Raw genomic sequence first — 11,342 nt, forward strand, 5'->3', positions numbered from 1 at the left:
GTCAGGCCTTCCCCCCGGCCAGGGTGCCACGCAGCAATGCCTGGGTCTCGGCAAGCCTCGGATCATCGAAGCTGGCGTCGGTGTCGCCGAGTACCGAGGCCCAGAACAGCAAGGTGCTGTTGTTCCCGTCGATCGCGCCGAAGCGGCAGAAGGTCCGCAACACGTCCTCGCTCTTCATGCCCGCCGTCGTCACGACATGGGCTTCGCGCTCGGCCAGCAGCGGCGCGAGTTCGGGCGACGAGAGCAGCGCTTCATCGTTGGTAAGCAGGGCGGCTCCTCTCGGGATCGCTGCCATGCGCGACTGGACATGCGCGATGGCAGCGGCGCGGTCGGCGAAAAAGTCGCCGAGGCGCAGATGCACGCCGAACGGATAGAGCTTTTCGCCCGGAATGGCGAGGTCCCGGCGCAGGTCGCCCAGGGCGCTCGCGACCGCCTGGGGCGAGAAGCGGGCATAGTCCCGGCTCCACTGGAAATAGCCGTCGAGCAGCGTGACGCCCGGAAGCGCGATCCATTCCCGCTTCGCGCCGAGCCGTGCGGTGATCTTGGGCAGCCGGGCAGCCGAGAGCGCGCGCATCCAGCCGGCGGGCGCCTCGTACGGGAGTTCGTCGCTCTGCGTGAAGCGGTGCGGGTAGTTCAGGTCGTGGATCTGGTACAGCCGCTCGCCCCGCTCCGCCGCGAACAGGCGGGCGAAGAGCAGCTGGAACAGTTGATTGCCCAGGCCACCATGGGTTCGAACGACAACCGGCATCAGATCTCGAGCGAGGCGAGCGCCTCAATGGCATCGGGTATCGGATAATGGTGGTTGCCCACGAACACGCCGTGCGCATCCACATGGTCCGCGGCGGTCAGCCGGCCGTGCACTTCGTGATCCATGTACTTCACCACCTCCTTGGCAGCGAAATTCCCGGCCACGATCGGGCGGCATTCGAATCCCTTCGCATGCAACGCCCCCAGCAACCGGCTGCGCGTGAGATTCCGGCCCGGCCGCACGACGAGGCTGAAGCCGAACCAGCTGCTCTTTCCGGTCTCCCGCTGTATCATCAGGTCCGGATGCTGAGACAGGGCAGCCTGCAGAAGCGCACCATTTTCCCGCCGCGCGGCGATTAGCCCCGGCAGCTTCTCCACCTGGCAGATGCCCAGGGCACCAGACATCTCCAACGGGCGAAGATTGTAGCCCGGAAGGATGAAGCGGAAGGCTTCCTCGAAATAGTCATCCGACTTGTCGGAGCAGATATGGTTCACGCGCGGCAGATTGCGCGTCCAGCCATGCGCGCGAAGCGAGAGGAGGATGTGGTACAGCTCCTCGTCGTCCGTCGAGACCATGCCGCCTTCCATCGTCGAGATGTGATGGCTGAAGAAGCAGCTATAGGTCCCCATCAGGCCGAAAGTGCCTGCCTGCTTGCCGTCGAATTCGGCGCCGAGGGATTCACAATTGTCTTCGAGCAGGATCAGGCCATGCGCGTCACAGATCTTCTGGAGGCGCGCAAAATCGTTCGGATTGCCGAGAAGATTGACCGCGAGGATCGCGCGCGTCGACGGGCCGATCGCAGCCTCAACCGCATCGAGATCGAGATTCAGCGTCTCGAGATCGATGTCCACGAACTTCATCTTCAGCCCGTACTGGTGGAGCGGGTAGTAGGTCGTGCTCCAGGAAACCGCCGGAACGATCACCTCGTCGCCACGCTTGAGCCGGCGCTTCTCGTCCGACGTGTAGAACAGCGCCGCGATCATCAGGAGATTGGCCGAGGAACCCGAATTGACCATCACGGAGTAGCTCGCCCCGAGATAGTCCGCGAAGGCGCGCTCGAACGCCTGCACCTTCGGACCCATGGTGAAGTGTCCGGAAGCGATCACGTCCTGCAACGCCTGGTATTCAGCTTCGTCCCAGGTGGAATTCGCCAGCGGGAAAACAAAGCTCATACTGCGCTCCTCAGAAAGAACTCATAAGTCAGACCCACTGCCTGCTTGAGGTCATGGCGGGGCTTCCACCCCATTGCGTCGAGACGCGACACGTCGACGACTTTCCGCGCCATCCCGACCGGACGGTCCAGGTCGTGGTGGAAGCCGCCGGAATATCCGAGGACATCCGCCACGGTCTGATAATATTCGTTGATGCTGTAGTCGAAGCCCAGGCCGATGTTCATCAGGTCGGGCATCGCATCGAAATTCTGCAGGCAGTGCACCACGGCATCCGCGAAGTCGGTCGCGAACAGGAATTCCCGCCGCGCCGTGCCGTCGCCCCAGATCTCCACCGATTCCGCGCCCGTCTGGATCGCGCCGTGCACCTTCTGGATGATCGCCGGCAGCAGATGGGAGCTGGCCGGCTTGAAATTGTCATGCCGTCCGAAGAGGTTGCACGGGATGACCGACTTCAGCGAGGTCGCCTCGCTGGCTGCGTCGAGATAGGCCGCGAGCTTGAGCACCGCGATCTTGGCCAGCGCATAGCCTTCGTTCGTCGGCTCCAGCGGACCGGTCAGAAGGTCCTCCTCGCGCAGCAGCGTCGTGCGGTCGCGCGGGTAGATGCAGGAGCTGGCGAGGTTCAGCACGACCGAGGCGCCCGCCTCCACCGCCGCCGTGATCACGTTGCGACCGAGATCGAGATTCTCGATCAGAAAGCCGGCGGGGTCCCGCATGTTCGCCTGGATGCCGCCCACCTTGCCGGCAGCATGGATCACCGTGGCCGGCCGATGCAGCTGCATATAGGCGCGCACCGCGGCTGCGTCCCGCAGGTCCAGCTCGGCACGCCCCGGCATGAGCAACCGCGCCCCGCTCAGGGCCGGATGCTCGCGCAGATTCTGCCCGACCATCCCCGTGCCACCGGTTACAAGGATGGGCTCCAGCAGTCCCGATGCGGCCATGCCTTCAATACCCGGAATGGGCGATGAGCGCAGCGCGACGCGCCGCCTTGAGATCCGCCTCGACCATTTCCGCGCAGAGATCGCGGGTCGAAATCTCGGGCAGCCAGCCGAGGTCGTCCTTCGCTAGGGCCGGATCACCGAGCAGGGTCTCGACTTCGGCCGGACGGAAATATTTCGGATCGACGCGCACGATCACGTCGCCCGGCTTCACTGCCGGCGCATTGTCGCCGCTGACCGCCTCGACGATGCCGCGCTCCTCAACGCCCTCGCCCTCGAAGCGCAGCGTGATCCCGAGGCCTTCGGCGCTCCAGGTCAGGAACTCGCGGACGCTGAACTGCACGCCGGTCGCGATCACATAATCCTTGGGGGTTTCCTGCTGCAGCATGAGCCACTGCATCCGCACATAATCGCGCGCATGCCCCCAGTCGCGCTTCGCATCGAGATTGCCGAGATACAGGCAATTCTCGAGCCCCTGCGCGATGTTGCAAAGGCCGCGGGTGATCTTGCGGGTGACGAAGGTCTCGCCGCGGCGCGGGCTCTCATGATTGAACAGGATGCCGTTGCAGGCGTACATCCCATAGGCCTCACGATAATTCACCGTGATCCAATAGGCGTAGAGCTTCGCCACCGCATAGGGGCTGCGCGGATAGAAGGGCGTCTTCTCGGTCTGCGGCACCGTCTGCACCAGGCCATAGAGCTCGCTGCTCGATGCCTGATAGAAGCGCGTGCGCTCCTGGAGCCCGAGCAGGCGGATCGCCTCGAGCACGCGGAGGGCGCCCACGCCGGTGACGTCGGCGGTATATTCGGGCAGCTCGAACGAAACCGCGACGTGGCTCTGCGCGCCGAGATTATAGACCTCGTCCGGCTGGATCTGCTGCATCAGCCGAATGAGGTTCGTGGAGTCCGCCAGATCGCCATAGTGGAGATGCAGGTTCACATCCTGGGCGTGCGGGTCCTGGAAGATATGGTCGATGCGCCCGGTGTTGAACGAGCTGGACCGGCGCTTGATGCCGTGGACGACATAGCCCTTCTGCAGCAGAAACTCGGCAAGATAGGATCCGTCCTGCCCCGTGATTCCGGTGATCAGCGCAACCTTTTGACCAGAACTCATAGATCTTACCGAGCCCGAAGGCTCTCTCCGCTAGAAACGTTTGGGAAACCGCCGTCCGAAAAAGCCGCGGGAAATCAGGAGCAGCCTAACGAGGAGCGACGCGCGTCAGATCGATCTTCACCACGTCGAAAGTCACCCCTTGCCGGTCTTCGCCCCCGCTCACATCAAGCTCCAGAAACTGGTGCGGGCACCCTTCGTCGATAAGGATCGAATCGTCAATCTCCTCGGATTGCGCTCCGTTGACCGGACGGCCCTGCCACACGATCCGGCTGCCTTCGCCGATTCCGCAGCGTAAAATCCAATTGGCCTTTGCCCGCGCGGGCAAGGCGATGTTGTCGTACTTGGCCTGGAAGCGATACCGCCCCGGCGCGAGGAACAGCAGCTTGCTCGCGGCCGTGCCGCCATGCCCGGGATTGGCATAGGCACTGAATCCGGTCTGGCCATTGGCGGCACTGGAGAATTCCGCGCCGGCATCGGGATCGCTGACCAAACGCCATCCCAGCGCGCCGAACTTCCTGCTTGCGTCGCGCTCGCCGATCGCGGCGCTGCGCAGAACGGTTAGATCGGCATAAGGCAGCGAGCGATAGAAGCGCTCGAGCTCGTCGAAAGCCGCTGCACCGGCCAATTTGTCGACCAGCTGGATCTCGATGATGCGATAGACGGAATCACGCGGAAGCGGCCCGTCCTCGAGGATCATCGCCGACAGCACGCGAGGATCCTGGTCCGGCGCAGCGACGCGCGTGATCAGGAACGGCACGAGCCACGGAGCACCGGCCTTCACATAAGGCTTCATCGCCTTGCGGATTTCCGGATCCGACAAGGCATTGCCAAGCGCGGGCAGCAACAGGTCGCGCGCGCCCTCGCTGGAACGCAGCGCAAGATCATATTGCACGAGGACCTGGGGCAGCTGGTTGTGCGCGGCGTGATATTCGATCAGCCAGAGCTGGGCGAGACGCGTACGCTGGCCCACGCGCTGCGCGAGATTGATCAGGCGGGCGGCGCCGGCCTGATCCCCGCGAAGATCCCTGGCGACACCCAGCGCGGCGATCGCGCTGGGATTGATCGCCTGCGCCCGGATCGAGCGGAGCGCCAGGTCGCTCACCCGCCCCGCCGAGGCAGGATTCGGCGTCGTCAGTACGCGCTGCGCCATCCCGGCGAGCGCGCCACTGTCATGTGGTGCGAAACGCAGTGCCGCGGCCGGATCGCTCCCGCGATAGACAGAGCCCATCGCGGCGGCGAAGCTCGCATAGCCGATTCCGGCTGCCAGGATCCCAAGTGCAATGCCCCGGCCCATTCTGGCCCTGTCGGAAAAGGCATCACGAAGGGATCCCCGACGGCTCATCGCGCGTCGCCGCCCTCATCGTTTCCGTAGCCATAGCCATAGCCGTAGCCATAGCCATAGCCCGCCTGACGGCGCTTGAGCTTGGTCAGCACCACGCCGAAGATGTGCGCGTGGACATCCTGGAGACGGCTGAGCGACGACTTCACGCCGCGCACCGCCACGCCCTCGGCCTCGACCACGAACACGCTGCCCTCAACCGAGCGCGACAGCAGCGGCGCGTCGGCCAGACCGAGGATCGGCGGGGAGTCGACGACGACATGATCGAACTCTTCGAGCAACTGACGGACCAGAAGGCCCATGCGGTCGCTGCTCAGCAGCTCGGCGGCGCTCGGCGGGATCGGGCCCGACGACATGATCGACACGCCACGCAGCGGCGTCTCGACGACGAACGAACGCCAATCATTCTCGCCGGCCAGGAAGTTGCTCAAACCGCGCTCGTTCTTGACCCCGAACAGGCCATGGACGGACGGACGGCGCATGTCGGCATCGACGAGGATGACCTTCTTCGAGGTGCGCCCCAGCACGGTAGCGAGCGCGAACGCGGTTGTGCTCTTGCCTTCCGCAGGCCGGGTACTGGTGACCATGAGCGATCGCGGCACACCGTGATCGGTCGAGAAGGACAGGTTGGAGCGAATACTGAGATAGGCTTCGGAAAGCTCGGACTTCGCATCGGCCAGCGCCTTCGACGCGTCCTCTCCCTCCACGTCGGGCACGCTGCCCAGCAAGGGAACCTGCAGGACCCGGTTGACCTGGCTCGGCTCGCGCAATCCCTCGTCGATCTGATCGAGTGCGATCGTCGCAATGCCCGCAAAGGCAAGGCCGCCCAGCATCGCCAAAGCGAGATTGAGGAACAGGCGGGGCGAGGAAGGCTTCGCCGGCACCTTCGCGGTATCGACGATCGCGATGTTGCTCGGGGTCACCCCGGCGACGCCGATCTCCTTGTAGCGCTGCAGCAGCGCATCATAGAGCTGGCGATTGGTGTCGGCCTCGCGCTGGTAGATATTGTACTGGATGCTGTCGCGCTGCTCGACATCGAGCCGCTTCTTCAGCACCGAGACCTGTTCGCGCAGTTCCGCCTCGCGGCGCGTTGCCTCGCGGAACGCATTGCTGTCGAGGCCGGTTACGCGACGCTCCTCACGGGCAATGCTCGCATCCAGAACCCCGAGCTGCTCGTGCAGCGCCCGCGCCGCCGGATATTGCGGCTCGAACTGCACCAGCATGCGGGCATATTCCGACGCGACTTCCGCGCGGCGCTGCCGCAGCTGCGACAGGGCGGGGTTGGCGAGCGCAAGCGGATTGCTGTCCGCGGAGCCGCCGCTCTTCATCCGGCTCTCCGCCGCGATGCGATCGGCAATCGCCTTGCTCAGGGCATCGTTCAGCGCTTCGAGATCGACCGCCGTCAGCGTCCGCTCGGCCTGGGTCTTGCCATCGGCGCCCTGCGTCCGGTGGAGCGTCACGATGTCGCGCTCCGACGCATAGGAAACCAGGTCCCGCTCGGACTTTTCGAGCTTGCCGCGAAGATCGTTCAGCTGGCGCTCGAGGAAGGAACGCGCGTCGGCAGTCGACGAGAAGCGACGGTCGGCGCTGGCTTCGATGAACTGCTGCGTCCAGGCATTGGCGATTTCCGCGGAAAGCGCAGGCGACCCGCTGGTGTAGCTGACGTCGACAAGCGCGGAGCCGCGAACCGGCGCGATGCCGATATGCGCGAGCACCAGGTTGGTCGCGGCCTTCTCGCGCTCATCGGCGATCGACGACGCCGCGCCGGCAGGCTTGCCGGCGGCAAAGGCGGCGGGATCGATCCCGTGCGCTGCAAAGAACGCATCGTTGCTCGCCAGCCGCAGCCTGCGCACGACGCGCTCGCCCAGCGTGCGCGCCTCGAGCAGCGCATACTGGGTCTGGTAGAATTCCAGGTCGCGGCCCGCATCGGCCGGCTCAAGACCCTCGACCTTCGTGATATTCTTCTGATCGCGGCTGATCTCCACGCGCGCACGCGCGGTGTATTGCGGCGTCATCATCATCGTGGCGACAAAGCCGAGGACAACCGAAACGACCAGGATCGACGCGATCACCCACTTCCAGCGGTTGATGATCTGCCAATACTGAAGCAGCAGCGGCGGCGCGAGCGAGGATACCCGCTTCACCTCACCCTGGCCCCCAGCAACCTGCGCGTGCCCTTCAGTATCTGTCTGCGACATGTGGGAAAATATCCGAGTGTCAGTTTGATTAGTTTTGAAGGGCCACGACCAGCGGAGTCGTCACCAGCGGAATGATCGAGATGAAGTCGCGGAAGAGGCGGCGCGCGTAGGATTCCCCGACGACCACGACGTCGTTTGCGTAGACCTCAGGGTCCGCATAGGCGCCCTGACGAATGGCCTTCAGGTTATACAGCGCGGCATATTTCTGCCCCTGCACCGTCCGGAACACGACAACATAGTCGAGCTTCGCATATTCGGTGGCGCCCTTGGCAGTCGCGACCGCGCGCATCAGCGTCATGCGGCCCACCACGGGATACAGGCCCGGCTCGCGAACCTGGCCGTCCACGGTGACGACCTGGCTCACAGTCTCCTTGAGATTCACCGTGACCTGCGGATCCCGGATATGCGCGGCGCGAAGGCGATCGCGGAGAATGTCCTGGATTTCGGCCGGCGTGCGGCCGGCAGCCTCCACCACCCCCGCCAGCGGGAACGAAATTCGCCCGCTCGCATCGGTCTGGACTTCCTTCTTGCTCAGTTCCTCGACGCCGAAGACGTCGATCTCCAGCTTGTCGAACGGGCCGACAAGATAGGGACGGTCTTCGCCGACGATATCCACGCGCGAAGGCGGCGGCAGCTCATTGCCGACCACCACCTGCGTACCGGCATCACCACCAAGTGCACGACTACCGGCACAGGCCGAGAGCGCGGAAACGGCGACCAGCAGCGCGACCCCGCGAAAAGCACCAAAACTCAGCAAGATTATTTCCCTCCTACCTCATCGTCGATGAGGCCCTTGCCGTCCTTTACAGCGCGTCTCTCGCCGGAAACCCACAAAACCGCAACAACGAAAAGGCAAGAAATCGACGGGACACGAAGCGGATAGTCCCCGAGACTCGCAAGCGCAACAAAAACCACGAGAAATGCGCCCAGGCGGCCAAATAGATCACCCTCGGCGCGCACCGGAGCACGGAAGCGGCTCCATATCCTGCGCCCCAGCAAAACCACCGCCAGCAAGAGCAGAATTACGCCCGGCACGCCTGCAGTCAGCCAGATCTCCAGGAAATCATTATGCGCGTGGTTGGTGTAGGTCAGCGACAGCAGGTTTCTAGGTTCATCGACCTGATATACCTCGACGAACGAGCCGACGCCGGACCCGAACGGGAAGTATTTCCATGCCATTTCGGCAATGGGCCCCCACATCTGGAAACGGCGATCATTGCCCTGCCCCGCCGCCAGCAGGCGGCTCAGCGCCTCGGCCTTCGAGCTCAGCGCCGCGATCGCGACCATCGCCGATACGACGGCGGCCGCGGCCCAATAGCGCCAGTCGCGCCACAGCGCCTTGGAACGCCCGCCGCGGCGCGTGCTGGGCAGCCGATATATCATGGCGATGCTCAGCAGCCCGCAGATCCCGATCAGCAGGCCCGCGCGCGATCCGGTGATCAGCAACAGCGGCACGAGGACCAACCCGGCTCCAGCGGCCAGCAGCGAACGCCCGATGCTCCGCTCTCCCTTGTCCCCGCGCAGCATCGCGTAGGTGGCAAGCATCGGAAACAGCAGCGCAAGCAGCAACGCCTGGTGATTGCGATTGGCGAACATGCCGACCGCGGCGCCGTCATTGGTGACGCGGTAGAGATACAGCGACCCGTGCGGGGGGCCGAGTATCTGGAGGATACCCAGCACGCCGCTCAGCAGGCCCAGCGCCACGAACAGCGGCAGCAGCGCGTGCAACTCGCGCTGCCGAAGCTGCACGCCCATCAGAAATATCGCGAAGGGCACCAGCAGGCTGTACAGGGCGTTCCAGCTATCGTCCGGCGCCAGGCTCAGCGGCCGCCACACGCCCTGCAGGCCGGCAGCTGCATCGACCTGAACCGCGAGCTGCCGCCCCGGCAGGTTCTGCCAGAGCGCGGGCGGCAACGGGATGAGGTGCAGGATGCAAAGCCCGGCAACTGCCGCGGCGATGCCAAACGCGAACCGATTGGCCCGAACTTCTTCCATGCGCAGGGAGAACAGGGCGAAGCAACACATCAGCGCCGCAGCAGGCCGCAGGATCAACAGGGATTCAACATCGTCCCGCGAGCCGCCGCCGATGAAGAAAACAAGCACCAGAAATGCCGCTATCACCCAGAACTTCGCCCGGAACTGACGAATATATTGCATCATCGCGCATTTTCTTTCTGACGCCGGCATCGCCTGCCGAGAAGGATGGCGGCACGGCGTTAGATGCGGCCATTACGAGCGTCAACCGCACCCCGGCGCCGCCCCGGCCCGGCTCCACCCCGCACGGGGAAGACGTCGGCGCGGAATCGTGGCAGGGCCACCCGCAAACGCCACAAGGAAAGCCTGCCCGAATGCCGATCGATGCCCCTCACGCCTCGCGGCGCATGCTGCTGGCCGCACTCGCAGGCTCGGCCGCGCATCCCGTGGCAGCCCGGGCGCTGCCCAGGAATGGCGGGCCCGACATAATCGGCGCACCGCAGGACGCACCGCAGCCCCGGCCGATCCAGGGCTTCGTCTCGGTGCTTGATTTCGGCGCCACCGGCACCGGCACCTCGGACGATACCAGCGCCTTCCAGAAGGCCATCGACTTCGTTTCCGAGCACGGCTTTGCCCTGCACGCTCCCGCCGGACGCTACCGGCTGACCAAGACCCTGGAAATCAAGGAAAACATCACGATTTCAGGCGACGGATCGGACAACACGCTGCTGCACCTGGACAGTGACGGCCCGATCCCGGCGATCCGCATATCCTGCCGCGACAATTCCAGCATCATCGGATTGCGGATCCAGGGCCTGAAACTGATCTGCGGCACCCCCGGCTCCGCCAGCGACGGCATCGAGATCATTACGACGAAGGTCAATTCGAGCGTCAATCAATCCGTCTTCGAAGATCTGTTCATCATCAACCCGCGCATCGGCATCCGCATTGGCGGCGTGGTCTACCGATCGATCTGGCAGAACATCACCATCTCCGGCCGCGTATCCAGATATGGCATATATTGCGAAGACGCGTTCATCGACGTCACCTACAATACATTCTGGAATATCGAGGTCACCGGCGTAACCGACAAGGCATATGCCTATTACATTCATTCGAACTTCTCGAATTTCATCAACCTGACCTGCGATGGCTGCTGTTATTTCTCCTCACCCGGAGGATCCATCATCAACCTCGCGGTCGAGACGATGGCCGCCGACCATCCGCCGAGCGACAGCGTCGTGACCCTGAATCAGGTCCAGACGGCAAGCAACTTCAACCTGCTCAGCATCCGCCCCACCCAATGCCTGTATGCAGTCAAGGTGATTGGTCGCGCCGTCACGATCGCGGGACTGCGCTTCGGCGGCGCCCAGCCCTCCCGCCCGATCTTCTTCGATCACGGGTCCTCGGGCGTCGTGAACGGCATCTACATGGATCCGCCATTCGAGAAGCTGGACAGCTATACGCCCGCCGCGGTGCTCAACAACTGGGCGCTGCTCGGCTGCGATGGGGTATCTTCCCGAACGCTCACCTACGCCGAAGACGATTGGACACCCAAGTTCATCGGCTGGGCCAAGCCCCCGAAGCTTCGTTCGGCAACCTATGAGCGGATCGGTCGCCGCGTGTTCGTCACGCTCGAAGCCGAGGGCGGGGTGAGCTCGGCCACTGCGCGCATCGAGGGCATGCCATTCGCCTGCGCCACCGGGGCGGCGGCCACGGTGAGCCTGAATGCCGATGGCGCGCCGCTCGCCGCGCGCGCCAGCCTTGCGCCGGGAAGCAACCGCATCGGCGGCATGGGCCAGCACGATCTCTCGCAGAAGGTCTGGCAGATGTCGGCATCCTATCGCAGCGCCTAGCCCGAC

The 11,342-nt window shown here is 64.3% G+C and carries 9 protein-coding genes; 1 reads left to right on the top strand and 8 read right to left on the bottom strand.

The window, feature by feature from the left end; translation table 11 throughout:
- Nucleotide 1: 1 nt before the first annotated feature.
- The 8 genes from AAHM44_RS01880 to AAHM44_RS01915 form a co-directional block, all read right to left on the bottom strand.
- Nucleotides 2–748, bottom strand: a complete 747-nt coding sequence (locus AAHM44_RS01880; RefSeq protein ID WP_342248825.1) for a hypothetical protein — start codon at nt 746–748, stop codon at nt 2–4.
- Nucleotides 748–1,920, bottom strand: a complete 1,173-nt coding sequence (locus AAHM44_RS01885; protein WP_342248826.1) for a DegT/DnrJ/EryC1/StrS family aminotransferase — start codon at nt 1,918–1,920, stop codon at nt 748–750. Before AAHM44_RS01885 ends, AAHM44_RS01880 begins: the two co-directional genes overlap by 1 nt.
- The gene (locus AAHM44_RS01890) at nt 1,917–2,858 is read right to left on the bottom strand and encodes a GDP-L-fucose synthase family protein (protein WP_342248827.1); all 942 of its coding nucleotides are present in this window, start codon (nt 2,856–2,858) and stop codon (nt 1,917–1,919) included. Before AAHM44_RS01890 ends, AAHM44_RS01885 begins: the two co-directional genes overlap by 4 nt.
- A gap of 4 nt (nt 2,859–2,862) precedes the next feature.
- The gene (gene gmd, locus AAHM44_RS01895) at nt 2,863–3,969 is read right to left on the bottom strand and encodes a GDP-mannose 4,6-dehydratase (RefSeq protein ID WP_184168178.1); all 1,107 of its coding nucleotides are present in this window, start codon (nt 3,967–3,969) and stop codon (nt 2,863–2,865) included.
- Nucleotides 3,970–4,054: 85 nt separating this feature from the next.
- Complete coding sequence (locus tag AAHM44_RS01900) at nt 4,055–5,263, bottom strand: hypothetical protein (RefSeq protein ID WP_342248828.1); 1,209 nt, start codon at nt 5,261–5,263, stop codon at nt 4,055–4,057.
- 44 nt (nt 5,264–5,307) lie between these two features.
- A complete protein-coding gene (locus AAHM44_RS01905) occupies nt 5,308–7,452 on the bottom strand; it encodes a GumC family protein (protein WP_342248829.1) in 2,145 nt (714 codons plus the stop codon).
- A gap of 82 nt (nt 7,453–7,534) precedes the next feature.
- Entirely contained in the window at nt 7,535–8,263 is a 729-nt protein-coding gene (locus AAHM44_RS01910) for a polysaccharide biosynthesis/export family protein (protein WP_269574579.1), read from the bottom strand.
- Nucleotides 8,264–8,265: 2 nt separating this feature from the next.
- On the bottom strand, nt 8,266–9,666 hold the full coding sequence (locus tag AAHM44_RS01915) for an O-antigen ligase family protein (protein ID WP_184168183.1): 1,401 nt from the start codon (nt 9,664–9,666) through the stop codon (nt 8,266–8,268).
- Here AAHM44_RS01915 and AAHM44_RS01920 point away from each other — a divergent pair.
- The gene (locus tag AAHM44_RS01920) at nt 9,615–11,336 is read left to right on the top strand and encodes a glycosyl hydrolase family 28-related protein (protein ID WP_342248830.1); all 1,722 of its coding nucleotides are present in this window, start codon (nt 9,615–9,617) and stop codon (nt 11,334–11,336) included. The genes AAHM44_RS01915 and AAHM44_RS01920 overlap by 52 nt on opposite strands.
- The last annotated feature ends 6 nt before the right edge of the window (nt 11,337–11,342 follow it).

Origin of the sequence: Sphingomonas sp. OTU376 (assembly GCF_038440415.1) — a bacterium.
Classification (GTDB): domain Bacteria; phylum Pseudomonadota; class Alphaproteobacteria; order Sphingomonadales; family Sphingomonadaceae; genus Sphingomonas; species Sphingomonas kyeonggiensis_A.

What these genes read in the sequence shown, in the direction of transcription:
- AAHM44_RS01880 (WP_342248825.1), bottom strand. Translation starts at nt 748, where the DNA reads ATGCCGGTTGTCGTTCGAACCCATGGTGGCCTGGGCAATCAACTGTTC.
- AAHM44_RS01885 (WP_342248826.1), bottom strand. Translation starts at nt 1,920, where the DNA reads ATGAGCTTTGTTTTCCCGCTGGCGAATTCCACCTGGGACGAAGCTGAA.
- AAHM44_RS01890 (WP_342248827.1), bottom strand. Translation starts at nt 2,858, where the DNA reads ATGGCCGCATCGGGACTGCTGGAGCCCATCCTTGTAACCGGTGGCACG.
- gmd (WP_184168178.1), bottom strand. Translation starts at nt 3,969, where the DNA reads ATGAGTTCTGGTCAAAAGGTTGCGCTGATCACCGGAATCACGGGGCAG.
- AAHM44_RS01900 (WP_342248828.1), bottom strand. Translation starts at nt 5,263, where the DNA reads ATGGGCCGGGGCATTGCACTTGGGATCCTGGCAGCCGGAATCGGCTAT.
- AAHM44_RS01920 (WP_342248830.1), top strand. Translation starts at nt 9,615, where the DNA reads ATGCCGCTATCACCCAGAACTTCGCCCGGAACTGACGAATATATTGCA.
- AAHM44_RS01915 (WP_184168183.1), bottom strand. Translation starts at nt 9,666, where the DNA reads ATGATGCAATATATTCGTCAGTTCCGGGCGAAGTTCTGGGTGATAGCG.